Source organism: Paenibacillus hemerocallicola (assembly GCF_006265175.1).
Taxonomy (GTDB): domain Bacteria; phylum Bacillota; class Bacilli; order Paenibacillales; family NBRC-103111; genus Paenibacillus_AB; species Paenibacillus_AB hemerocallicola.
Genome location: NZ_VDCQ01000006.1, coordinates 90,475 through 115,760 on the forward strand (window position 1 = coordinate 90,475; position 25,286 = coordinate 115,760).

Here is a 25,286-nt window from a genome sequence, read left to right on the forward strand (position 1 = left end):
ACGGAGGCTAACGACACGATGCAAACGCAGCAGCAGAACACGAATATGACGGCCGACCGCAATTTGCTATCGGATAAGGAATTGCACTATTTGAAAGACTTCTTGTCTTGGGAGCTGCTGGCCGTGAAGAAATGCAAGGATGCCGCGGACGCCTGCACCGATCCGCAAATCCGCCAGCTGATTGAGCAGACGGGGCAAAAGCATATCGCCCACTATGATTCGATACTAGCGTCTCTGCAAGGTTAAATACAAGCGAAGGAAGGGATCGACATGGCGACCCAAATCGCGGTACCCCAATCCGGTCAGCTGCCTCAGGTCAAGGGGCCGGAGTTCAACGATCGCGACCGGATCAACGACATCCTATCGTATGAAAAATATTTGACGTCCGGCTATAATACCGGCCTGAACGAAATGCAAAATCCGCAGCTGCGCCAAAAAATCGGCGCCATTTTGCAGGATGCGCACCTTGCCCAATTTCAGCTGTTCGATTTGATGTTCCAGAAGGGCTGGTACAAAATGAAAGCCGCGGAAACACAGGAGATCACTCAGGCGCATCAGCAATTCACGGATTATAAAACGCAATTTCCGGCGTTTACGTACCACTGAAGACGTTTCGCCCTGTCCGGGAGCGGACAGGGCGATTTCGTTTTGACAAAATAAGGTGGAGGCTTTACGATGGATGAGATAAGGGGGGAAGAGGTTTGAACTGGACGGGCAATTTGCAGCAATTTGGCCGATCGCTCATGATTCCGACAATAGCGCTGCCCGCGGCAGCCATTTTGCTTTTTCTGGGCAATTTGCCGTGGTATTGGATCGGCATGGAGCCATTCGGCGAAATATTGAATTATACGGGCACCGCGATTTTCACTTACTTGCCCTTCCTTTTCTCGATCGGCGTAGCGCTTGGGTTGACGCAAAACGCGGGGATTGCCGGAATGGCCGCTCTGCTCGGCTATTTTATTTTCTTTTCGTTAACGAAAACCTATATGGGCACCTTTTTCGAGCTGGGAGTTGCCGGAGGCGTGCTGCTCGGCGTGCTGGCCGCGTTTTCTTACCATCGGTTCAAATCGATTCGACTGCCGGAGTACATACAGTTTTTCGGCGGGCCGCGTTTCGTGCCGCTGTTTATGAGCTTTGCCTCGATTTTGTTTTCGACGATCGTCATTCAGGTCGGACCAACCGTCAAATCGGTCATGGACCGGTTCGGCGAATGGATTTTGACGCACGGCGAAGTCGGGACCTTCGTCTATGGCGTAGCTTACCGGCTGTTGGTGCCTTTCGGCCTTCATCATATATTGAACAACGTAGTCTGGTTCCAGATCGGGCCCTACATGCGCGAGGACGGCCATGTCGTGTATGGCGACCTGCCCCGATTCTTTGCCGGCGATCCGGATGCCGGCATATTTATGGCCGGCTTGTATCCGATCATGATGTTCGCCCTTCCCGCCGTCGCCTTCGCGATCATTCACGAAGCCCGTGAAGACTTGAAGCCGAAGGTGAAGGCAACCTTCCTGACGGCCGCGCTCGCTTCGTTTCTAACGGGCGTTACCGAGCCTATCGAATTCGCTTTCCTCTTCGTGGCGCCGTACTTGTTCGTCGTACATGCGCTGTTGTCCGGAGTAGCGATGTGGATCGCGTATGAAATGGATATCCATCACGGCTTCTCGTTCTCGGCCGGCGCAATCGACTATGTCATCAACGAGCATCTGGCTACGAACGGGCTGCTGCTTCTGCCGATCGGCCTAGTTTTCGCCGCCGTCTATTACGTACTGTTCCGTTGGGCGATCCGTCGGTTTCAGCTTCCTACGCCCGGGCGCGAGGAAGGCTCTTCGCTCGAGGAATGGGCCGGCGACGTCCGATACAGGGCGCCGCTCATTTTGCAGGCGCTGGGCGGCAAAAACAATGTCAATCAGATCGAAGCATGCATTACCCGCCTTAGACTTACGCTTGCGAACGACAAACAGATGGATATCAATGCGTTGAAACATTTGGGGGCGGCCGGGGTGATCCGGCTTGGGGGAGGCAATGTGCAGGTGGTTTTCGGGACGTTTTCCGAGCTCATCCGGGAAGAGATCGTTAGAGTGATGCAGAAAGAAATCATTCAGGTGCATTTCCATGCGCCGGTGCAAGGAAACATGATTCCGATCGAGGAAGTGCCCGACGCCATATTCGCCCAGAAGATCGTCGGCAACGGAGTAGCCTTTTACCCGGAGCGAGGGGAGCTGCTTGCTCCCGTATCGGGTAAAGTGGTGCACGTTCATCCGTCCATGCATGCGATAGGCTTGAAAACAGAGGAAGGGCTCGAGGTGCTGCTGCATATCGGCATCGATACGTCCCAATTGACGGGGAAATGGTTTAACGCCGCCGTGAAGGAAGGCGACGATGTCGCCGTAGGGCAGCTGCTCATCCGGTTCGATCTGCAAAAAATCAAGAAACATGCCAAATCGTTGGCTACCCCGATGGTTATTACGAATCCGAACGCGGTCAAATCGTGGGCATTCGCTCCGTTTTCGCATGTCAAGAAAGGTCAAGCGTCCGTCATGTCGGTCATCATGAAGGAACCGGGCGACGGCCAGGACGCCAAGCTCTCGGGAGGTGACCCGTCACATGGTTAAAGGCAACGGAGGAGCGGTCGGCATCGCCATCGGGAAAGCGTTCGTCCTCCCCGATTGGGAGTGGGAGCTATCCGACAGCGCGGTCGACGTGAACGACATGGCTTTCGAATTCGAACGGCTGCACGAAGGGGTGCGCATATCCAAGACGGAGCTGCAGCAGATCAAGCAGGAGATTGCCGAAGTGCTCGGGGTCGAGGAGTCGAATATATTCGACGCCCACTTGGCTATTCTGGAAGATCCGGTGTTCATGAACGAAGTGGCGGGCATTATCCAGCGGCAGTATAAGGCTGCCGAGGTAGCGGTTAAAGAGGTGGTCGACAAGTTCGTCAATATGTTCGATCTGCTCGACGACGAATATATGAAGGAACGGGCGCTCGACATCAAAGATGTGGGCACCAGGCTGCTGAAGCATTTGCTCGGCGCCTTCGAGGAGACGAAGCCACCGGAAGACCAGCCGTTCGTCATCGTAGCCAGGGAACTGACCCCTTCGCAGCTGGCGCACCTCGATTCGTCCCAGCTGCTCGGCATCGTTACCGCTACGGGAGGCAAAACGTCCCATACGGCGATTATGGCAAGAGCGATGGGCATCCCGTTCGTCTTCGGCATTGACGGCGGAGTGCAGACGGGAGATATGCTGGTCGTCGACGGCGAATCGGGGGACGTGTATGTGAACCCGGACGAACCGATCGTCGAAACGTACCGGGAACGCAGACAACGGCTGGCGGTGCATCGTGAGAGGCTGCAGACGATCGTCGACATTCCTTCGGTGACGAAAGACGGGCGCGAAGTGAACTTGTCGGCCAACATCGCTTCGCTTCAAGAGCTCGAACAGGCTCTGAAGCAAGGGGCCAAGGGCGTCGGCTTGTTCCGCACGGAAATGCTCTATATGGACGGGACGACCTGGCCGAAGGAGAACGAACAGTTCGAGGTGTACCGATCAGCGGCGCAAAAGCTGCAGGGCAAGCCTTTGATCATCCGCACGCTGGATATCGGCGGCGACAAGCAATTGGACTATATCTCGCTTCCGGAGGAAGAGAATCCGGTTCTCGGCTATCGGGGCATCCGCATCTCGATCGACCGACGGGATATGTTCAAGACGCAGCTGAAGGCCATTTTAAGAGCGAGCGAGTACGGAAATATCAAAATACTGCTGCCGATGATATCCTCCGTGGAGGAGGTCCGCAGAGCTCGTGAAGTGCTGGAGCTGGCCATGCAGGAGCTGCGTGCGTCTAACGTTCCATTCAACGGGCATGTGCCCGTAGGCATTATGATCGAGGTTCCCGCGGCGGTGGCGATCGCGGATATGCTCGCTCAGGAAGTGCAGTTTTTCAGCATCGGCACGAACGATCTGGTCCAGTACGTTCTGGCGGTAGACCGGATGAACGAGAAGATTTCGCACTTATACGAGCCATACCATCCGGCCGTTCTCCGCATGCTGAAGCTAACGGTAGAGGCGGCAAGCCGGCAAGGCATATCCGTCAGCGTATGCGGGGAGTTGGCCGGTGACGCCGATGCGCTGCCGATCTGGCTCGGTTTGGGCGTTCACGAATTGAGCATGGCCGGACAGTCGATTCTGGACGTGAAAAGCCGATTGATCGACAGCTCGGAACTAAACGGCAAGCAATTGCTGGAACGATTGCTCGCCTGTCGCACGAGCGCCGAGATGAAGGCGCTGCTCCATAGCGGAGGATCGGATGCATCGCGTACGGCGGAGTAGGCGGTCGTATCGGCTATAAAATATAAAAAGTGCCGGGCGCAGACAAAAGCTGCCGCCGGCACTTTTTTGCCTTGCCGTTTTGTGATGTGCATAATTTCAAGACAAGTTATATACAAGTACTTACAACACTCGGATAATCGTGCTATGATGTGGATGAAAACGCCTGCTCGCTTGTAAGGCTACCCCTATTCCGGGGCGGTCAAATTAGGCGGATAAGGAGACTGAATGAGATGAAATTTTGCTGCGTCAGCGAGAATATGACTCCGGAGGTTCCGATTTTTATGCACGGTTTCGGCGCCAGACAACTCAAGAGCGCCGGAATCCATGACCCGCTTTATGTGAAAGCCGCCATGCTGACGGCGAACAAAACGCTGCTTATCCTGACTATCGACGCTCTCGGCTCGGACCGAAGCTTCGTCGCCGGCATCAAGGACGCCTTGAAGGAGGCGTTCGGCCTGGAGTACGACGAAGTGCTGATCAATTTCTCGCACACGCATCATTCCGTTTTTTTGACAGGCCTTGACTCGTCCAGTCGGCGGGGCGGCTATAGTATCGCCCAAGACGGCTGGAAGGACAATGACGAAGAGCTCGACTACAGCGCAGACGAATCGTTGTTTCGCCGGATACGCGACATGATCGTGCAGATGACGGATTACTGTCGCGGCAACTTGATCGAAGGGGAGCTTTCGCTCGGGCGAGGACGCTCGGATTTCGCCGTCAGCCGGCGCAGGCCGGACGGGGACGGGGTCGCGTGGCGCCCTTATTACGAAGGCGAGATCGATAAAGATTTATTCGTTCTGAAGCTGACGGACCGGACGGGGGCGGTCAAGGGCATTTTGTACAATTACGGCTGCCATTCGACGGCGATGGGGCCGGACAATATGCTGCTCTCGAACGATTTCGCCGGGAAAACGTCCCGAGTGCTGGAAATCGCTTACCCGGAAGCTTGCGCCTTGTTCTTGCAGGGCTGCGCAGGAGAGCTGAAGCCGTTGAAAAGCGCCGACGGGGACAAATTCCGCAGTTTGTCGATCGCGGAGATGGAAGAGGCCGGGGCGGATTTGGCGGCGGATGTCGTGTCTGTCCTGGAGAACGCGGCATTCAGAACGATCGACGGTCCGTTTCGGACGAAGCTGGTCGATCCTCTGCTGTACACCGAGCAGACGGATGCTTCGTTTTATGACGATATGGCGAACGATCCCGGATCCAATGCGTTTTACCGCAGCGCGGCGAAGCGTACGATGCGGGCGATTCATGACGGTACGGTGAAGGATCGTCTTCCGCACTATATCAGCCTATGGCATCTGGACGATCAGACCCGCCTCGTGGCGATGGAGGGCGAAGTATCGACCGAATATTCGCTTCTGATCAAGAAATGGTTCGGGCCGTTGACCACGATGACGCTGGGGTATACGAACGGCGTATACTGCTACGTGCCGACACGCAAAATGATCGGAGAGGGAGGGTACGAGGCGAACTGCAATTTCTTCTTTAATTTGAGAGGGCCATTCGTACCGGAGATCGAGGACATTATTCTTGGCCAAATTGTTCAGGCCGAAATGGCATTGAGGGAAAAGCCGGCAAAGTGACGGTTTTGCCCGGTATGAATATGAAAGCCCCCGAGCAGGCGCGCGAATCGCCTGAATCGGGGGCTTTTCAAGTTCTCCGGCTCTCCGGTTATCGGGAAGCCAGTACGTCGCAGAACGCTTTCGCGTACGGCGGAAGGTCCGGCGGACGGCGGGAGGAGACCAGGTTTCCGTCGACTACTACCGCTTCGTCCAGCCAGACCGCGCCCGCATTTTCCATATCGTCGCGGATGCCCGGCGTCGAGGTCACTTTGCGGCCTTGTAAAATTTTGGCGGATACGAGCACCCAGCCCGCATGGCAAATTTGGCCGATCGGCTTGCCCGCCGCATCCAGCTCGCGAACGAGCTGCAGCACCTTCGGGTAACGGCGCAGCTTGTCCGGCGCCCAGCCCCCCGGAACGAGCAGCCCGTCGCAGGCGGCAGCGTCCATTTCGTCGAACGAGATGTCCGCGGCCGCAGGCACCCCGTATTTGCCGGTATAGGTTTTGCCTTTCTCCGGACCGGCGAGCAGGACGACGGCGCCCTCCTCCCGCGTTCTGTAGATCGGGTACCAAAGCTCCAGGTCCTCGAATTCCTCGTCTACCAAACATATGACTTGCTTGCCATCCAATCTCATGATTCATCCCTCCATATCGAACATTGTATCATATAACTATTGTAATTTTTAAACGATGCGTCATAATTAATTAAGCTATGGCAATGCATCGATTACCGGGCAAGAGGCGAGGGAGACGCATATGAACCGATTATTACGCTGGCTGCCGGCTATCGTCTGGATGGCGGTCATCTTTTATTTGTCGCATCAGACGGCGGGCGACTTGGGCACGCTGCTGCCTTTTTTCCAAAAATGGTTTCCATGGATGACTTCCTTCGACTGGGGCCATTTCTTCGTTTATTTCGTGCTGGCGATCGCTTTTTATTGGGCGCTGCTGCCGAAGTCGCGCACCTGGGCGGGGAAATCGCTGGTCGTTTTGCTGTGCGTGCTGTACGGAGTGACGGACGAATACCATCAAAGCTTCGTGCCGGGCCGCGCTCCGGACATACTGGACCTGCGAAATGACGCGATAGGAGCGGCGCTCGCGATGATTGCGCTTTCGATTCCGGCTCTGGACCGTCTGCTTCAGAGAACCGTCCCGCCTAGCAAAAAATACTAGTCAAGCGCGTGAAGGAAATTGCGATACAAAATCGAATATTGATGTATCAAATACCGCTCATGGACAGCAGGACCCGGCCGGGAAGGAGTGCTTTTTGCAGTGCAAAAGTCATGCAGCTGCGGTGCGACGATGAACATTCGGTTGCGTACCGTCATTTTTCAAAACAAAGTGGAGATCGAGAACGTCCCGATTTATTCGTGCGACGATTGTCAGCGGTCGGAGGTATATCCCCCTGTCAAATCGGAGCTGACCGGGTACATTCGTTCCCTGGGGACGAGCCCGGCGTCGGGGAACGTTCTCTTCAATGACATATCGGAATTGGCGCATTTGCTCTATAAAGTTACGAGCAAGGAAAACAAGCACAGCCCCGTCGTCGCGATCATTGAAGACCGGATCAACGAGCTGCTCGATCTGCTCCTGCTGGCCCAGTCTTTGGAGGACGCCGCGTGGATGGAGGACGTGCGCCATCGGCTGAAACAAATTACGAACCATATGACGGCTACATATCGTCTTTCTTGAACCGGATTCGATATCATTTGCGGCAATGATCCCGACGACGATGCTGTTCGCAAAATCGGTTCGTAACCGGTTGTCCGCTTGTTGCGTACACCAAGCCAACGCAAGTTGGCTTTTTTGGCTTATTTTTGGTAGTATAAACGATAAGATAGCTTCAGACGAGATGCGCGAGGTGCGGACGAATGGAAATCATTGAACTGGAATCTCCGAAACAATGGCTGAATCTGCTCGAATCCAGCTCCGAGACGCCCGTGCTCGTGTTCAAGCACAGCACGAGCTGCCCGGTTAGCGCCGAAGCCTATGAGCAATGGTTGAAATATGTGCATAAAGATGCCAATCCCGATATCGAATATGCTCTCGTCCATGTAATCGAATCGCGTCCGGTATCGAATTTGATCGCAGAATCGATCAATGTAAAGCACGAGTCGCCGCAGGCTTTGTTCGTCCGGGGGCGCAAGGCCGTATGGCATGCGTCGCACTGGAGAATTACCGAATCGATGCTGCGCGAAAGGCTGAATTCGGATTCTGTAACCGAAATGTAACCGTGTTTTCATTGCGAAAAGGGCTATTTTGTCGTATGATGGATGCAAATGACGAGAAAACGTTTCCTTTCGTTTTTACACTGAGTATTGGAGTAGATCATAGTGACCGTAACGATTTATGATGTGGCCCGCGAAGCAGGCGTATCGATGGCGACCGTATCGCGGGTTGTGAACAACAACCCGAACGTAAAGCCGCAGACAAGAAAAAAAGTATTCGAAGCGATCGAACGGCTCGGGTACCGTCCGAATGCCGTGGCTAGAGGACTGGCAAGCAAGAAAACGACGACCGTAGGCGTCGTTATTCCCGATATATCGAATTCGATCTTCTCCGAAGTGGCTCGCGGAATCGAAGATATCGCGAACATGTATCATTACAACATCATCTTGTGCAACGCCGACAAAAAGAAGGAAAAAGAAATCCGCGTCATCAATACGCTGCTCGAAAAACAGGTGGACGGGCTGCTGTTCATGGGCGGAACCGTGACAGACGACCACGTACAGGCGTTCAAGACCTCCAGCGTACCGATCGTTCTGTGCGGAACGACGGATGATAAGGATCAGATTCCTTCGGTCGATATCGACCATGAAGCGGCGGCTCACGATGCCGTCAAGCTGTTAATCGGACAAGGCCACAGCAAAATCGGCATGATCAGCGGGACGCTCCACGATCCGGCGAACGGGTATGCGCGTTACCAAGGCTACAAGAAAGCATTGGAGGAAGCGGGTATCGAGGTGACGGAGGAGCTGGTGCGCATCGGCAATTACCGGTACGAATCCGGCTACGACGTCATGAAATACTTCCTCGGACTGTCCGACCGACCGTCCGCGATATTCGCGGCTACCGACGAAATGGCGATCGGCGCGATCCACGCGATTCAGGACGAAGGCTTGAGAGTGCCGGACGATATTTCCGTCATTAGCGTAGACAATATCCGGATGGCTTCGATGGTTCGTCCGCAGCTCACAACGGTTGCCCAGCCGATGTACGATATCGGCGCCGTCTCGATGCGATTGTTGACCAAGCTGATGAACAAGGAAAACGTGGACATGTCCAAAGTGCTCCTTCCGCACGAAGTGATTCAACGCAAATCCGTGGCTCATGTATAATGAGCCTCTTTTTTTGCCCGAAATGGGTGAAAGGCAAACTTCACTTTTGGGGTATCTTTATCGGGGGCTCCCCCGAAAGTAATCGGAATACACTGCGAAGTAAAACTTCACTTTTGGGGGAATCGTTATGTTTACTAAAATCGGCTTGATCGGGGCGATGGCCGAAGAGATCGAGAGAATCGAAGAGCGTCTCGATAACGAAACCGTTACCGTGAAGGCGGGGATCGCTTTCAAGGAAGGATTGTTTTACGGCAAATCGGTCGTTCTGTGCAAATCCGGGGTCGGAAAAGTAAATGCGGCGGTATGCACGCAAATATTGCTCGACCTGTTCGGCGTCGACGCCATCATTTTTACCGGCGTTGCCGGAGCGCTCGATCCGTCTCTCGATATCGGGGATATCGTCATCTCGACGGACTGCCAGCAGCACGATATGGACGCCTCGCCCCTTGGCTTTGCCAGAGGGACCATTCCGTTTGCCGAGACGTCCGTCTTCCCCGCAGACCCGGCGCTGGTCGCTTTGGCCGCAGAAGCAAGCGCGAGCTTGGCGCAAGGGCATACGGTACAAGGACGGGTATTGTCCGGCGACCAGTTTATCGCCGATCGCGATACGGTCAAGCTGCTCCATGAGCAGTTGGGCGGCGCCTGCACGGAAATGGAAGGCTCGGCGGTTGCGCAAGTGTGCGCGATGAACGGCACGCCTTTTGTTATCATCCGCTCGATGTCGGACAAAGCTGACGGCTCGGCTCACGTCAATTTCTCCGAATTCGCCGTACAGTCGGCCGACCGTTCTTATCGCATCGTCGAGCATATGGTCCGAGCGATGTAGATAAGCCGGGCTCGCTAAAAACTTATAGAAGTATATGCATCGCATGAACGGTGGAGGCTTGCCGCCTTTGAAGGCTCGCGAGACCGCGAATCCATAAAAATAGCGGAACTGGCGTGTGTTATTGACCCGAATACCGGTGACGATAGCAAAATAACGGAAACCCGCTCCGCTATTCCGCTGTTCAATACCCATTTTCACCCCGACAGCTCGAAATAGCGGAAGCCTGTGCCGTTATATTCAGGAGTGCAGCGAAATTCGGTGCAATAACGGAATACAATACCGCTATCATGGCGAAGGGCTGCTCACGCCTCAACACAAAAAAGCCTCCGGGTTTTATGCGGATTATGCTGCCGTCAAAAAAACGCAGTCTCCCTACGAGGAGCTGCGCTTTTTTTTGTCGAGGAAGAGGGACTGCGTCGCGATCACTTTGGCACATACATAAGTGCAATTTCCCGTGTGCGCCGGTTTTTCTCGGTAATTTCGTCCCGCCTCGGAATCGGCGTCCATTGCTCCACGGAGTCTAGCCACGTGTGCGGAAGCTCCAGCGGGCTCCTCTTTGTCCACTCGTCCAGCCACGTCTTGGGCAGCGGCAAGCTCGGCTCGCGGGACAGACGGTCCATGAGCGGATGTTCGGTCATCGTCAGCCATAGGAAGCTCCAGGCGCGAGGGACGACCCGCCAAATGTCGTAGCCGCCGCCGCCCAAAGCGACCCAGCGTCCTTGGCAGTACTGGTGCGCGAGACGGTGAATCGTGCCCGGCATCTCGACATAGATGCGGGTGCTGCAGTGAACATGGGCGAGCGGATCCAAGGCGTGGGCGTCGCAGCCGTGCTGGCTCACGATAACGTCCGGCTTGAAAAAACGGACGACACGCTCCATCGCCTCGTCGAAGCCCTCCATCCACGAATCGTCCTCGGTATACGGCTCTACCGGGACATTGACGCACATGCCGTAGCCGTCGCCATCGCCCCGTTCGTTTACGGCGCCCGTGCCGGGAAACAAATATTTGCCGGTCTCATGGAACGAAAGCGTGCATACGTTCGGATCATGATAGAACGACCATTGCACGCCGTCGCCGTGATGCACGTCCGTGTCCACATACAACACTTTGGCATCGTATCGTTCGCGGATGTAAGCGATTGCTACCGAGGCGTCGTTATAAATGCAGAAGCCCGCGCCTTTGTTCGGCATCGCATGATGAAGTCCGCCGCCAAGATGGAGCGCATGGTCGGCGAGACCGGACATGACGATTTCCGCGGCTTCGATCGAGCCGCCGACGACTTGGCTTGTCACATCATGCATGTTCGCGAAGTAGGGGGTGTCCTCGGTATCGAGGCCGAACCGTTCGGCCTCCCTGATCGCTTTGTCGGTCGGGACCGGCTCGCTGAGCGCTTTTACCTCGTTTACGTATTCCGGCGTATGCACGAGCAATAACTGCTCGTCCAGCGCTTTACGGGGTTTGCGGAATTGCGATTGCTGCAGCGCCCCTGCCTTTTCGAGCAGATCGCGGGTCATGAGCAGCCGCTCCGGATCGAACGGATGCGTATCGTTAAAGCGGTATTGCAGCTCGTCCTCGTGAAAGACGTACACCGCGTTTTTGCTCATAAGGCAGTCCTCCGTTTTTTCAATACATAAACCTTTGGTGAAACCGGATCGTATCGAACTTTTCCACAGAGGAAAGCGGAACTTCCTTGCCGATGCGCACCATCAGACAGTTCGCCGGGTGCGAGCAAATTTCCGGATCGTCCGTGGCGAACCAGACCATGTCTACCGATTTCATCAGCTTCTCCATCATTTTGCGGTAGTCCCATACGTTGGACAAGCTGCCCTTCAAATCCCAATGCCAATAATATTCGGTCGTAAACACGATCATATTTTCCAATTGCTCTTCCAAGAAGGCGAGCTGAATCATTTTTTTGCCGAGCCCGATGGAACGGTAATCGTCCGCTACCTCTATCGCGCCAAGCTCCAATAAATCGATCATGTTGCCCTCGGACCAGCGCTCCATTTCGTCAGGGTAATGGAACGTTACGTATCCGACGATCGTAGAGCCGTCGCGGGTCAATATGATGCGTCCTTCGGGCAGCTCGGATATTTCCACAAGCGCCACGTGCTGCTCGTTCGGGCGCCGGAACGCGTCCAGGTCGGGATGCATGCCCAGCGATCGCAGATGATCAGGCGGTACGGGCCCTTCGACTAGCAGTGTTTTGCCTTCGAATTCGATTTCTTTCGAGTGATATCGTTTACGGTGCTCCATGAACTGGCTTCTCCTTTCCGGATGCGGTCGTTCTATTGAAAAGCCCCTATGCTACTTATATCAGATTAGACGGCCGATGAAAAGCAATGTGCGGCCAATTTGGATATGGTATAATGGCATTGCCACAAAACTTTCATCCTTATCATGCATTTCGAACAGCTGTGCGAGCTCATAATGTCGGAAGACCTTGTGAAAGCGTTTCATATGTCGGAGTTATCAGGAGGAAAAGGATGAATAACGAGCAAGCGGAAATCATCAAGGCTACTGCAACGGATGCTAACCTGAGAAGCTATGAGGAAGCCCGCAGCGGCTTCGACTGGACCGAGGTGGAGAAGCATTTTTCGTGGCATGCGACGGGCAAAGTCAATATGGCCTACGAGGCGATCGATCGTCACGCGGAGGCCGGGCTGCGCGACAAAGTTGCGCTCTACTACAGCGATGCCACGCGCGACGAAGCCGTTACGTACGGGAAAATGAAAACGAGTTCGAACAAATTCGGCAATGTGCTGCGCCGGCTCGGGGTGAAGAAGGGTGATCGCGTCTTTATCTTCATGCCTCGTACACCGGAGCTGTACGCCGCCCTGCTCGGCACGATCAAAATCGGAGCCATCGTGGGTCCGCTGTTCGAGGCGTTTATGGAGCAGGCTGTGCGCGACCGGCTGGAAGATAGCCAGGCCGTAGCGATCGTGACGACGCCGGAGCTGTTGCCGCGCGTACCCGTGAAGGATCTCCCGCATTTGAAGCACGTCATTTTAGTCGGCGATAATATCCAAGCGGGTCCTGGGCAAGTCGATTTCAAAGGCGAAATGGCGCAAGCGTCCGACGAGTTGGCGATCGAGTGGGTTGATCGCGAAGACGGTCTGATTCTCCACTATACATCCGGCTCTACGGGCAAGCCGAAAGGCGTATTCCATGTACACAATGCAATGATCCAACATTACTATACAGGCAAAATCGTGCTGGATTTGAAGCCGGGCGACGTATACTGGTGCACCGCCGACCCGGGCTGGGTGACCGGGACGAGCTACGGAGTATTCGCGCCATGGCTGAACGGAGCGACGAATGTAGTACGGGGCGGACGATTCAAGCCGCAGGATTGGTACTCCACGATCGAGAAAAACAAAGTGACCGTATGGTACAGTGCGCCGACCTCGTTCCGAATGCTGATGAGCGCGGGTGACGAGACGGTCGAGCAGTTCGATCTGTCCAGCCTGCGACACGTTCTAAGCGTCGGGGAACCGCTCAATCCGGAAGTCGTTCGCTGGGGATTGAAGGTATACAACCAACGGATCCACGATACGTGGTGGATGACGGAAACGGGCGGCCAGTTGATTTGCAACTACCCGAGCATGGATATACGGCCCGGCTCCATGGGCAAGCCGATACCGGGGACGGAAGCCGCCATCTTGGACGATAACGGCAATGTGCTGCCACCGAATAGGATGGGCAACTTGGCGATAAAGACGCCTTGGCCATCGATGATGCGCAAAATTTGGAATAACCCGGCGAAATACGAGGAATATTTCCGCTTGACGGGCTGGTACGTCTCCGGAGACTCCGCTTATATGGACGAGGACGGTTATTTCTGGTTTCAGGGCCGCGTAGACGATGTCATCAATACGTCGGGGGAACGCGTCGGGCCGTTCGAGGTCGAGAGCAAGCTGGTCGAGCATCCGGCGGTTGCGGAAGCGGGCGTCATTGGCAAGCCGGACCCTTTGCGCGGCGAAATTATTAAAGCGTTCATTTCGCTGAGGGTCGGGTTCGAGCCGAGCGACGAACTGAAGGCGGACATCGCCAAGTTCGTCAAGGAAGGGCTGGCCGCGCATGCGGCTCCGCGCGAAATCGAGTTCAAGGATAAGCTGCCGAAGACGCGCAGCGGCAAAATTATGCGGCGCGTTCTCAAGGCATGGGAGCTGGGCTTGCCGACCGGGGACTTATCGACGATTGAGGATTAGAACGTTGCGCGGATAGGAAGCGGCGGCGGAAAATAAGAACAGCGCTTTGCCTCGTAAGAGGCAAGCGCTGTTCTTTGTGTTTTACGGTTTTTTGCTCTTGAACTCCACGGACGGCGAAGGCTTCGATTCGCCCGCGTCATTGACCGCGACGACCCGATACCAGCCGTCGTAGACGATCGCGTAGTAGTTCAATTTATTAGAATCGCTGGATTGCAGTTTTTTGTACGTGCCTTGCTCTTTATCGCTGTAGAAGACGTCGTACCGTTTGATGTTTTCCGTCTTCGGATTGGCCGACCAGCTGATCTCGATGCTGGCGCCAGACGTTTTGACCGCGACGTTTTTCGGCGTGGTCGGAGGCGTCTTGCTCACCGTCTTGTCTCCGGTCTTACCGTCATCCGGCTTGCCGGTTCCGGTGGTTCCGTTCCCCGTTCCGCCGTTCGCGCCGGTGCCGCCGCCGTTTTGCCCGTTCGGAACGCCGAGCTGATCGAGCGGGGAAGAGATGTCGATGGAGCCTCCGTCGGACAGCACGGCCTTGCTGGGCTTCGATTCTTTGCCAGCGACGTCGACAGCCGTAATGTAATAGCCTGTCGTACGCTGCGGGCTGCCGATATCGGTGAACAGCAGGTCGTGCCCGCTCAGTACCACTTTTCCGGAAACCCGTTGGAAGCCGCCCAGTCCGGTATCCGATTTGTACAACCGATAGCCGACGATATCCGCGCTTCCCGCTTCCTGGAACGTGATCTCCGTCTTGTCGCCGGAACGCTTCAGCGTTATCCCTCCCGGCGGGTTCGGCACTTGCCCGTCGTCCGCCCGCGGGTCCACCTCGTAGGCGGCGTCGTTCTCGTAGTCGAGCGGATAATAGTGCGAGATGTTCGGCCGGTTGTTTGCGGGAAGCTGCGGCAAAATGGCCTCGATTTCCTTGATGATCTCGGAGATCGGCCGTTCGCGCTTCACCACCGTCTTCTCCTGTACCATATCCGGCGGGGTGCCCGGCTGCGGTACGTATACTTTGCCGTTGTACGACACGTATTTTTGCTTGATCAAAACCTGGTCTTCCTCGGTCGGGAGGAACTTCTTGTTGAAAATGTCCGTTATCGTTTTGCCGGCGGCCTTCGTTTGCTCGTTCGGCAGCTTGCCCGAGTACGCCGATACGGCCATGCTGACAATATTGGCCGGTTTCTCGAATTCTTTGGTCGGCATCAGCTCGGGGCGCTTCTCCACTACGGCGTTCATCACTTTCGACCATATTTTCAATGCGCGCTGCGTGCCGCAGCCCAGCTCGCCGTTTTTGTCGCAGCCCGATTTTTTCAGCGTATGCTTCTGCTGGTCGTATCCGGCCCATACCCCGACGGTAATATCCGGCGAGTAGCCGACAAACCAAGCGTCTCCGTCATTTTGGGTGGAGCCCGTTTTGCCGGCGATCGGCACTTGCTTGTAATATTTAAAATCTTTTTTCAAAATCGTCGCGGTTCCGGAGCTTACGACCGTCTTCATCATGTCGGTGATGAGATAGGCGGTTTCCTCCGAATAGACGGTTGTCGGCTTCAATTCATGCTCGTATACCGTATTGCCGTCCGTATCGGTAATTTTGCGGATCAGAAACGTGTCGGTAAAGACGCCTTTATTCGGAATGGAGCTGTACGCGTTCGTCAATTCTTCTACCGAGACGCCCTTGGACAACCCGCCTATAACGCCGGTTTGGGCATTGTAGTCGCTTTTCTCGAGCGTCGTAATCCCGAGCTTCTTGGCGAAGTCCCAAGCGGCGTTTATCCCGACTATGTTGAGAAACACCTTGATGGCCGGAATATTGTAGGACTGGTTCAGCGCCTGTCTGGCCGTTACGAGCCCGTGGAAGTCGTTGTCCCAGTTTTCCGGCAAATGAAATCCTTTCGAGCCGTCCTTCAGAATGACCGGTACGTCGTCGATAATCGTACCGGGAGATATCGCGCCGCTCTCGATAGCCGGAATATAGGCGGCGATCGGCTTCATCGTCGATCCCGGCTGACGGGTCATTTGGGTGGCCAGGTTCATCTGCTCTTTGTAAAAGTCGCGGCCTTCGATCATCCCGAGAATGGCGCCGGTCTTGTTGTCCAGGGCGATAGCGGCGATCTGCTCGACCCCTTTGTCTTTATCGTCTGGCGTGAAATTGTCGGGGTTGTCGGAAATGGCGTGCATTTCATCGTACAACGTTTTGTCGATCGTCGTGTAAATGTGATAGCCTTTGCGCAGCAAATCCTCATGGGCTTGCTTGATCGCCTGGGCATACGTTTCCTGAGCCTGCTTCGTATCTTTTTGGAGGTTGGGGTTGGCCAAATTGGCCAATATGTCCGCCGACTGCCGTTCTACCTCAAGCATCAGATAAGGGTATGTATTGTACGCCTTCTGTTCCGATTTGGCGAGAGAGCTTTTGAGATCGAAGGCGAGCGCCTCGTCGTACTGCGACTGGGTAATGACGCCTTCCTCGAGCATCCTCTTCAGGACAAGCTTCGTCCGTTCGACCGCGTTGGCGAAGCCTTTCTCGTCAAGCTCGCCGCGGCTCGTAAAGGCGGAATATTTGGACGGCAGCTGCGGCAAACCGGCCAAGTAGGCGGCTTGAGCCACATTCAGCTGATTCAGGTCGTCGATGTTGAAAATCCCTTTGGACGCGGCCTTGATCCCGTATAGATTGTATCCGGTCGAACCGTTGCCGTATGGAATTTTGTTCAAGTAGGCGAGCAGAATCTGGTCTTTGGACAGCAGCCGTTCCAGACGGAGCGCCAACAAGATTTCCTTGAACTTCCGGTTGTCGTTGCGGTCCAGTGTCAAAAATACGCGGCGGGCGACCTGCTGGGTAATGGTGCTGCCCCCGGTCTGCACGTCGGCATTGGTGATCCTCTGGGTCACCGCACGGGTGAGAGCTTTCAGATTGACGCCATAATGACTGTAAAATTCATGGTCCTCGATAGCCAACACGGCGTTTTTCACCAAATCGGGCAGCTCGTGAATCCCGATCGGACGGCGGTCTTCCTCCGAGCGTAGCTGACCTATGGGAATGTCGTCGTTGAAGTAGACGAAGCCGGTAATGGCATTTTCGTTAATTTTATCGACGATTTCGTTTTGCGGACGAACCGGATCGTCCTTGACAAGCGCGCTCACGTAGCCGAATGCGGCTCCCGCTCCCAAAAAACCGACAATGACCGCGGTGGCGAACATCCATTTGAGGGTGGTCAGGAGCACCCGTCCCGCTGTTCTCCATTTGCTGCGGCCGGCGGCGGCAGGCTGGTTCGATAAGTCATTGGTCATTCCTCGATCCTCCTTAGGCATAACAGGCTTATTATACCACATATTTATCCGTTTGACTTTGTTCGGGAAGTTATGATATAACTGTTGAAACTAATCGAAAACGGTCAAAGCAAAGATGGACTGCTCTCCTCGGCGAGAGGGGAGCAAGTAGACGGGTGGAACCGCGCATTACAGAGAACCGGCGTTCGCTGAAAGCCGGGATGCGTCCATTGTCGAAGTACGGTCCGGAGCCGCGGAAAGGGAAGCGCACAGACTGCGCCAAGTTTCCGCCGGGTTTATCCCGTTATCATGCCGAGTGAAAGCGGCAGTCTATGCGTACAGTCCTTTACCGGGCCATACAGCATTCGGACGGTCTTGCTTTAATTAGGGTGGTACCGCGGGTGAAGTCTTCCCGTCCCTTTGTGGACGTGGAGGCTTTTTTTGTCGTTTCGCGGGGTTCGCACACATAAGGGGAGGTTCATGACAATGGAAGCATGGGAACGTTTGACGGAAGAGCAGCAAAGAGAGGCGGTCCGCCAATGGGAGACGATACGCCGCGGCTCGGTGGAAATCGTGCCGGAGGAGGAGCTGAAGGAAAGCATCGCGCGGTCGCTGATCACGGGCGTACCGCTCAAGGTCAAGCTGGGGATGGATCCGTCGGCGCCGGATCTGCACGTAGGACATACGGTCGTGCTGCGCAAGCTTCGTCAATTCCAAGATCTCGGGCACGAGGTGCAGCTGATCATCGGTGATTTCACCGGACGGATCGGAGACCCGACAGGCAAGTCGGAGACGCGCAAGCAGCTTTCCGAGGACGATGTGAAACGGAATGCGGAAACGTACCAGAAACAAATTTTCAAACTGCTGAATCCGCGGCAGACGACCGTTTATTACAACTCCCAGTGGCTGAACAAGCTTCATTTTGCCGATGTCGTCCAACTGGCCTCCAAGGTGACGGTCGCCCGCATTCTGGAGCGCGACGACTTCACGAAGCGTTATACGAACGGGCAGCCGATCGGAGTCCATGAATTTTTTTACCCGCTCATGCAGGGCTACGACTCGGTCGAGCTGGAGAGCGACGTGGAGCTGGGCGGTACGGATCAGAAGTTTAATGTGCTGATGGGGCGCACGCTGCAGAAGGAATACGGCAAACGTCAGCAGGCGGCCATTATTCTTCCGCTCATCGAAGGACTCGACGGCGTTCAGAAAATGAGCAAAAGCCTCGGCAATTACATCGGCATCGATGAGTTGCCCAACGAAATTTACGGAAAAGCGATGTCCGTTCCGGACGAGCTGATGATGAAATATTACGAGCTCGCGACCGATTTGTCCGAAGAGGAGCTTGCGGGCTTGAAGACGGGACTGGCCGACGGGAGCGTGCATCCCCGGGACGCCAAGATGAAGCTGGCGTTTACTTTCGTGCGCATGTACCACGGGGAAGCGGCAGCCGAGGAAGCGGAGCGGCATTTCGTAACGGTATTCCAGCAAAGGGCGCTTCCGGACGATCTGGAGGAGGTCCGGCTTTCCGGAACGGAGCTCGAGAACGGCACGATCCGGATCGTTCATCTGCTCGTCGCCTTAGGTCTGCAGGAATCGAACGGGGAGGCGAAGCGCAGCGTGGCGCAGGGCGCCGTGAAGCATAATGAGCGGAAGCTAGCGGATCCGAATGCCGCCATTGCGGTAGCGGACGGGGATGTCATTCAAGTAGGCAAACGGAAATTCGCCAAAATCAAACTGGTCTAAAACGAAATCCCCCGGGCAGAAGCCCGGGGGAGATGCGTGTCGGCAATAAATTAACGGCTGTAAAACTCGACGATTTGCTTTTCGTCGATTTCTTGCGGAAGCTCGGAACGCTCCGGAAGACGGATGTACTTGCCTTCCATCGAAGAATCGGTGAACTCGAGGTAGTTCGGCAAGAAGTTGCGGTTTGCCAATGCGTCCTTAATGGAAGACAGGGCGCGGCTTCTTTCGCGAAGGCCGAGTACGTCGCCCGTGTTGACCGTGTAAGAAGGGATATCCACTTTTTTACCGTTAACCGTTACGTGGCCGTGAGCGACGAGCTGACGGGCGCCGGCGCGGGAGTTGGCCAAGCCGAGACGGTATACGAGGTTGTCCAGACGGCTTTCGAGCAGAATCATGAAGTTTTCGCCGGAAATCCCTTGCATATTCGAAGCTTTGTCGAACAGGTTGCGGAATTGCTTCTCGCCCAAGCCGTACATGTGGCGAAGCTTTTGTTTTTCTTGCAGCTGGATGCCGTAGCCGCTCAGCTTCTTGCGTTGTCCCGGACCGTGTTGTCCCGGAGGAAATGCGCGTTTCAATTCTTTGCCCGTACCGCTCAGGGAAACGCCGAGGCGGCGGCTCAATTTAAATTTGGGACCTGTATAGCGTGCCATGTATAAGTTGCTCCTTTATCCGATAGTGTTTCATTGCTCAAGTAGGCGGCGGAATAGGGGAGACGTTCCGACGCGGTAAACGTTGCGAAACGGGCAAATGCCCTTTGTTTCCCGACAGACAGTTCAGCCGCTGGTCCGTCGGTAACGCATACCGTGAGGGTCGCATCGTGCGTCGCCAATTAAACAAACACCTTGTTCCACTCGACTACTTATTTTATAAGAAGACTATAGTCAATGTCAAGCTAATTGAAGCATATAAACGATATTCGGCTGACGGCTTTAGCAAAACTTTATGGAAATTTTAATGCAACGGCATTGCCAATCTAGTATGATAGGAGTATTGACGTTTCATAAAAGGGGTTTGCCATGGTAGGAATGCCACATCAGGACCGACTGGCAGCAACAATGTCGGATGCTTTCCGCACGTTCGTGACCGAGATGCAGAAGCGTATGCCCGGACGAACGGATGTTTACGCGCTTTTCGATTCTGACGGCGGCTACAGGCTCCATTACACGCACGACCCTGTCCATTCCGTTTCGGCGCCTGCGCATCCCGTTACGGCCGAGACGTTTCAAGCAGAACCGTTTACAACCGCCTTCACCGCAAGCAGACGCGACCGATCGTTCCGGACGGCCGCCCTGCACTGGCCGCCCCTGCACCCGGAAGCCCATTTTTACGCTGTGGCTATACTCCCCGTTTTTTCCGACGACAACGAACTTATCGCCTATTTGGTCCGTCTGACTGACAATGAACCCATGGAAACGGAAACGACCGCCTTCATGCAGCTGGCCGGTATCGCGCTCACCGCCTGTATCCGAACGGAAACGGCCGAGCATGCCAGTCGCGAATTGCGCGTCCGAATCGATGAGCAGGAGAGAAGGGCGTCACGAAAAGAGGCGCAATACGCTTTGGCGATGCAGATCCATTTGCACAACGATGCCGACCAGGTGTTGACGGAGCTGATGCGCATTTTGGAGCTTCTGCTGCCGGGCCGGTTGTTTGAAATCTATTTGTCGCATGATCAATATTGCTCCATCGCCTCGGTGAAGCCGCTTCAATTCCGGCAGTCGGACGAGGACAGCCGGTTTCGCGCATTTACCGAAGCCCGACTGGTCGTCGGGACCGATGAGGAGGGAAAGCCGTTGGAGGCGGTATTTCCTTTGCGCGGCAATCAGGGCGTATACGGCGTACTTCGCTTGGCGATCGCGGACGGTATGCAGCCGGAAGCCGAAACGATGCACAGCATCACGATGCTGGCGGATACGGCGGGCAGCGCCTTCGAGAACGCGAGGCTGTACGAGCAGTCGAACCGCCTCGTCGGCGAGCTTCGGCTTATTAACGAAATTACGCAGCGCTTGAACCAAAGCTTGAAGCTGCATGATATATACCATTTCGCTTCCACCGAACTGCGCAATATTTTCGATGCGGATTTCTCGTGCATTTTGGAGCTGGAGAAGGGAAGCTCCGAATTGATCGTGCGGGCGAGCGAGCCGGCTTCGTTTTTCAGCGAACACTATGCGGTCGACTACGGGTTCTCGGGACGCGTCATCGCTACGAAGGAGCCGGTCATCATATCCGATTATCATGCCGACAGCAAAGTCCGATCGGTATGGATGGAATCGACGAATTCCCGATCTTTGCTGGCATGTCCCATTATGGTCGAAGGCGGCGTGGTGGGCGTCATTTTAGTCGCGCATCGCAGGGCGAACTACTTTTCGTACGATAATTACAAGCTGCTGCAGACGTTGTCGGGCCATATCGGCCTGGCGGTCTCGAATGCGAGCCTGCATGCCGAAGTCCGCAAGATGGTGCAAACCGACCGGCTCACGGGGCTGTACGCGAGGCATTATCTCGACGATCAGATCGGCTCGTTCCAGAAGAAAGACTATTGCGGCTCGCTGATCGTGGTCGATATCGACGATTTCAAAAAAGTGAACGACACTCACGGCCATCAGGTCGGCGACCGCGTGCTCATCCACGTCAGCTCGATCGTCCGCTCGTGCATCCGCGAAGGCGATATCGCATCCCGCTGGGGCGGGGAGGAGCTGGCCGTTTATTTGTCGCAAGCGACGAAGGAGCAGGCGATGCACGTGGCCGAGCGTATACGCCGGAGAGTGCTGACGGAAACGTCGCCGAAGGTTTCGGTGTCGTGCGGCGTATCGGATTGGAACTGGGAAGACGAGAAGATCAGCGTGGAATCGCTGTTTTACCGGGCGGACATGGCTCTGTATAAGGCAAAGCATTCCGGCAAAAACCGGATTTGCATAGGTTGAGCGGCAATCGACGGAAACGCATAACAATCCATTCCGGGGAAACGATAATCAGGAACGATGAGCTTCGCTGCCCAGGAGGGATTCCATGCCTAACAAACGAAATCGGGGCCGGTTTCGGCGATTCGCATTCGCGGCGACCGCACTCGGAGCGTTCGCCGTCCTTGCTGCGGCTTGCTCGCTGGCCGGAATGCAGACCGAGCCGAACGAGATGTTGAAGCAGACCATATCCGGATTGTCCGGAACGGACGATTTTCTGTTCGAGGGAACGACCAGCGTTTCGGTCGGCGGCCTTCCGCTGCAGGAAGGAATTACTTTTCAAGGAGTCGTTACCGGACATAATCGGCTATCCATGACGTTTGACCGCAGCGGAGGCGGCGGAGCCGCCATGCTTGGAACGGACCGGGAGCGGACGGAGGCTCCGATCGTGTTCAGCCGCAAGGAAAACGAGTGGGTATTGGCGGAAGCCGATTCGGAAGAAAGCGCCAATATGCTGCTGCCGTGGAGCCCGCTCTACAAGCTCGAACAGCTCAATACGATGGATAAGCAGGTAGCGGGCGTTCGGGATGACGCGGAGAACCGCCTGACCGTACTGACCGTTACGCCTGCCGCCACGGAAACGACCGAAGCGGTCAGAAAGCAGTTAAGCCGGCAAGCGGGTGTCCTCGATACGGACAAGAAGCTTGCAGATTTGAGAGCGAAGCACGGCTTGTCGGAGCGCGAAGCCGCCCGGATGAAGGACGAGCTGGATCAAAACGTGCAAAAGACGAAGCGTCTGCTCGAGGAGGCGAACGGTTCGCTTCAGGCGAGCTCCGTATACCGCATCTGGGTCGATCGAGTCAATCGGCTGCCGCAAAAAATGCAGGTCGAGACGGAAATGACGTACAACGCGGACGGCCGGACGAAACGGGAAACGACCCGGATCGATTACCGGTTTACCGGCTACCGTCATCGAACGAACGGTACTTGACACACTGCGAAACGGACGTGCTCTGCACCCCGGGGAGCTTATTTCGTTTCCATTTACAATGCCCGAATCCGTGATACAATTAGAAAAGCCTCCGATCGATGCCTTGGCGGGGAATCCGGTGAGGGCGGGGCTTTTTCGCTTTTTTTGGGTAAGCAAGCTTGCTTCGGTACGATGGGAAAGCATGGGGAAACTAGGGAGGGCGGTTCGGATTGAACAACATTCGTCTCGGTTGGAAATTCAGCATTCCGCTGGCCTTGTTCGGGGCTACGCTCTACCTCGTACTGTTTACCGAAGCCGGGAGGGAGCTGCGTCACGGCAATGTGGAGCAGTTGGCCGACTTGCTGCATTCCTTCGGGATTTTTGCGGTTATAGCGGGAATGATGGCGATCTTTTTCCAGACGTGGTTCCCGTTTATTCCGTTCGTGCTGATTGCCGGCGCCAACGCTTACGTGTTCGGCTTGTACGGCGGCTTTGCCATCAATTATGTAATGTCCTGCGTCTCGGCGGCGGCGGCCTTCGTCATCGCCCGGTATGTCGCTCACGACTATGTGGAGGCGAAGCTGTCGAAATATGCGTCCGTTCAGTCGTTTAACCGGAAGATGGAGCTTGACGGCTTCTTCTACACGCTGATCGGCCGGTTGATGCCGATCGTCCCGTCTTCGCTGATCAACTTCGGCGCGGGAGTTTCGAAAATCCGCTTCCGTCCGTTTTTTGCCGCGACGGTCATCGGCAAGCTGCCGATCGTGCTACTGGAGACGCTGATCGGACACGATTTGCTCCGATTCCAAGAGCATAAGGGCCGATTCATGATCGTACTGATGCTGTTCGTTCTGCTGCTATGGCTGGGACATAGGCTGAAACACAAATGGACCGGCAAGCATGACGATATCGATCCCATCTAAAGGAGATGATTCCGCTTATGAGAGATCCCCGTCTGCAAACGTTGGCCGCCAACCTGGTAGGCTATTCCGTGGACGTGAAGCCGGGAGAAAAAGTGCTGATCGAGATGATCGGCTCCGAGAGGGAGATTGTCCGCTGCCTCGTAGAGCAGGTGCACGCCAAAGGCGGATTCCCGTATGTCCTGTACGAAGACCGTGCCGTACTGAGCTCCATGCTCCAATCGATCACGAAGGAGCAGCTGGAGCATTGGGCGGAGATGGATTTGCGCCGCATGGAGCAGATGGATTGCTACATAGCCGTCCGTTCGGGGGAAAATGTGAACGAAATGTCGGACGTCCCGAACGACAAGCACGATATGTACAAAAGCATATATTACAGACCGATTCATTTGGAGCGGAGGGTCAAGAAGACGAAGTGGGTCGTTCTCCGCTACCCGAACCCGTCGATGGCCCAGTCGGCCAATATGAGCACGCGCGCGTTCGAAGACTTTTACTTCGACGTCTGCAATCTGGACTACCGGAAAATGGACGCGGCGATGGATCCGCTGGCCGATTTGATGAGACGCACCGACAAAGTGCGCATCGTCAGTCCCGGCACCGACTTGTCGTTCTCGATCAAAGGAATCGGCGCAAAAAAATGCGCTGGCCTCCGCAATATTCCGGACGGGGAAGTGTTTTCTTGCCCGGTGCGGGATTCCGTGAACGGGGTGCTGTCGTACAATACGCCGAGCGTCAACTCGGGCATTACGTTCGAGAACGTCCGTTTCCGGTTCGAGAACGGGAAAATCGTAGAGGCTGCCGCGAACGATACGAAACGGCTGAACGAACTGCTGGATACCGACGAGGGCGCCCGATATATCGGCGAATTCAGTCTCGGCTTCAACCCGCATATTTTGCATCCGATGAAGGATACGCTGTTCGACGAGAAAATCGACGGCAGCCTGCATTTCACTCCCGGGCAAGCGTACGAGGAATGCGACAACGGCAATCGGTCGTCGGTTCATTGGGATTTGGTGCTGATCCAACGGCCCGAATACGGCGGAGGAGAAGTGTATTTCGACGATGTCCTCATCCGCAAGGACGGACGGTTCGTCATCCCGGAGCTGGAAGGTCTCAATCCGGAGCGTTTGAAGTAAATTACGGTCCCAGCAGCAATTTCAGGTAAAAAGGTCATTGCGCGAATACTTGTTCCACGATAAGATAGAAGCATGCAAGAACGGG

General features: G+C 55.3%; 21 protein-coding genes. 16 read left to right on the forward strand and 5 right to left on the reverse strand.

Going from position 1 to position 25,286, the window contains the following annotated elements; translation table 11 throughout:
• Positions 1-18 precede the first annotated feature (18 nt).
• The 5 genes from FE784_RS06295 to FE784_RS06315 all read left to right on the forward strand — a co-directional run bounded on the left by FE784_RS06295 (position 19) and on the right by FE784_RS06315 (position 5,918).
• The gene (locus FE784_RS06295) at positions 19-246 is read left to right on the forward strand and encodes a hypothetical protein (protein ID WP_139601286.1); all 228 of its coding nucleotides are present in this window, start codon (positions 19-21) and stop codon (positions 244-246) included.
• A gap of 24 nt (positions 247-270) precedes the next feature.
• Positions 271-606 (forward strand): spore coat protein, encoded by a 336-nt coding sequence (locus tag FE784_RS06300; RefSeq protein ID WP_139601287.1) that lies wholly within the window; start codon positions 271-273, stop codon positions 604-606.
• Positions 607-701: 95 nt separating this feature from the next.
• Positions 702-2,615: a glucose PTS transporter subunit IIA gene (locus FE784_RS06305; protein ID WP_139601288.1), complete on the forward strand. Its 1,914-nt coding sequence runs from the start codon at positions 702-704 to the stop codon at positions 2,613-2,615.
• Complete coding sequence (gene ptsP, locus FE784_RS06310) at positions 2,608-4,332, forward strand: phosphoenolpyruvate--protein phosphotransferase (RefSeq protein ID WP_139601289.1); 1,725 nt, start codon at positions 2,608-2,610, stop codon at positions 4,330-4,332. The genes FE784_RS06305 and ptsP overlap by 8 nt, the downstream gene beginning before the upstream one ends.
• 230 nt (positions 4,333-4,562) lie before the next feature.
• Complete coding sequence (locus FE784_RS06315) at positions 4,563-5,918, forward strand: neutral/alkaline non-lysosomal ceramidase N-terminal domain-containing protein (RefSeq protein ID WP_139601290.1); 1,356 nt, start codon at positions 4,563-4,565, stop codon at positions 5,916-5,918.
• A gap of 88 nt (positions 5,919-6,006) precedes the next feature.
• Here the strand turns inward: FE784_RS06315 and FE784_RS06320 are convergent, their stop codons facing one another.
• Complete coding sequence (locus FE784_RS06320; RefSeq protein WP_139601291.1) at positions 6,007-6,531, reverse strand: type 1 glutamine amidotransferase domain-containing protein; 525 nt, start codon at positions 6,529-6,531, stop codon at positions 6,007-6,009.
• Between the two features lie 121 nt (positions 6,532-6,652).
• On the opposite strand from FE784_RS06320, the gene FE784_RS06325 reads away from it, so the two are divergent.
• The 5 genes from FE784_RS06325 (at position 6,653) to FE784_RS06345 (ending at position 10,060) form a co-directional block, all read left to right on the forward strand.
• Positions 6,653-7,069: a VanZ family protein gene (locus FE784_RS06325; protein ID WP_139601292.1), complete on the forward strand. Its 417-nt coding sequence runs from the start codon at positions 6,653-6,655 to the stop codon at positions 7,067-7,069.
• A gap of 99 nt (positions 7,070-7,168) precedes the next feature.
• Positions 7,169-7,588, forward strand: coding sequence for a hypothetical protein (locus FE784_RS06330; protein ID WP_139601293.1), 420 nt, complete (start codon positions 7,169-7,171; stop codon positions 7,586-7,588).
• Between the two features lie 179 nt (positions 7,589-7,767).
• A complete protein-coding gene (gene ytxJ / locus FE784_RS06335; RefSeq protein WP_139601294.1) occupies positions 7,768-8,127 on the forward strand; it encodes a bacillithiol system redox-active protein YtxJ in 360 nt (119 codons plus the stop codon).
• 102 nt (positions 8,128-8,229) lie between these two features.
• On the forward strand, positions 8,230-9,234 hold the full coding sequence (ccpA, locus tag FE784_RS06340) for a catabolite control protein A (protein WP_139601295.1): 1,005 nt from the start codon (positions 8,230-8,232) through the stop codon (positions 9,232-9,234).
• Positions 9,235-9,361: 127 nt separating this feature from the next.
• Positions 9,362-10,060 carry a 5'-methylthioadenosine/adenosylhomocysteine nucleosidase gene (locus FE784_RS06345; RefSeq protein ID WP_139601296.1) on the forward strand — a complete coding sequence of 233 codons (699 nt, stop codon included), beginning with the start codon at positions 9,362-9,364 and terminating at the stop codon, positions 10,058-10,060.
• Positions 10,061-10,482: 422 nt separating this feature from the next.
• On the opposite strand, the gene FE784_RS06350 is transcribed toward FE784_RS06345, so the two are convergent.
• Together FE784_RS06350 and FE784_RS06355 are read right to left on the reverse strand one after the other, a co-directional pair.
• Positions 10,483-11,664, reverse strand: a complete 1,182-nt coding sequence (locus FE784_RS06350; protein WP_139601297.1) for an acetoin utilization protein AcuC — start codon at positions 11,662-11,664, stop codon at positions 10,483-10,485.
• Positions 11,665-11,683: 19 nt separating this feature from the next.
• The gene (locus FE784_RS06355) at positions 11,684-12,316 is read right to left on the reverse strand and encodes a GNAT family N-acetyltransferase (protein WP_139601298.1); all 633 of its coding nucleotides are present in this window, start codon (positions 12,314-12,316) and stop codon (positions 11,684-11,686) included.
• 230 nt (positions 12,317-12,546) lie between these two features.
• Between FE784_RS06355 and acsA the strand changes: the two genes are divergently transcribed.
• Positions 12,547-14,271: an acetate--CoA ligase gene (gene acsA, locus FE784_RS06360; protein WP_139601299.1), complete on the forward strand. Its 1,725-nt coding sequence runs from the start codon at positions 12,547-12,549 to the stop codon at positions 14,269-14,271.
• Positions 14,272-14,352: 81 nt separating this feature from the next.
• On the opposite strand, the gene FE784_RS06365 is transcribed toward acsA, so the two are convergent.
• Complete coding sequence (locus FE784_RS06365; protein WP_139601300.1) at positions 14,353-17,553, reverse strand: transglycosylase domain-containing protein; 3,201 nt, start codon at positions 17,551-17,553, stop codon at positions 14,353-14,355.
• Positions 17,554-18,018: 465 nt separating this feature from the next.
• On the opposite strand from FE784_RS06365, the gene tyrS reads away from it, so the two are divergent.
• Entirely contained in the window at positions 18,019-19,275 is a 1,257-nt protein-coding gene (gene tyrS, locus FE784_RS06370) for a tyrosine--tRNA ligase (RefSeq protein ID WP_139601301.1), read from the forward strand.
• Positions 19,276-19,325: 50 nt separating this feature from the next.
• Here tyrS and rpsD read toward each other — a convergent pair whose 3' ends face one another.
• A complete protein-coding gene (gene rpsD, locus FE784_RS06375) occupies positions 19,326-19,925 on the reverse strand; it encodes a 30S ribosomal protein S4 (protein ID WP_139601302.1) in 600 nt (199 codons plus the stop codon).
• A 366-nt stretch (positions 19,926-20,291) separates the two neighbouring features.
• Here rpsD and FE784_RS06380 point away from each other — a divergent pair, with 366 nt between their 5' ends.
• From FE784_RS06380 to FE784_RS06400, 4 genes are all read left to right on the forward strand, one after another.
• On the forward strand, positions 20,292-22,199 hold the full coding sequence (locus FE784_RS06380; protein ID WP_139601303.1) for a GGDEF domain-containing protein: 1,908 nt from the start codon (positions 20,292-20,294) through the stop codon (positions 22,197-22,199).
• 85 nt (positions 22,200-22,284) lie between these two features.
• Positions 22,285-23,166 carry a hypothetical protein gene (locus FE784_RS06385; protein WP_139601304.1) on the forward strand — a complete coding sequence of 294 codons (882 nt, stop codon included), beginning with the start codon at positions 22,285-22,287 and terminating at the stop codon, positions 23,164-23,166.
• Between the two features lie 209 nt (positions 23,167-23,375).
• A complete protein-coding gene (locus FE784_RS06395; RefSeq protein ID WP_139601305.1) occupies positions 23,376-24,068 on the forward strand; it encodes a TVP38/TMEM64 family protein in 693 nt (230 codons plus the stop codon).
• Positions 24,069-24,085: 17 nt separating this feature from the next.
• A complete protein-coding gene (locus FE784_RS06400) occupies positions 24,086-25,201 on the forward strand; it encodes an aminopeptidase (protein ID WP_139601306.1) in 1,116 nt (371 codons plus the stop codon).
• The last annotated feature ends 85 nt before the right edge of the window (positions 25,202-25,286 follow it).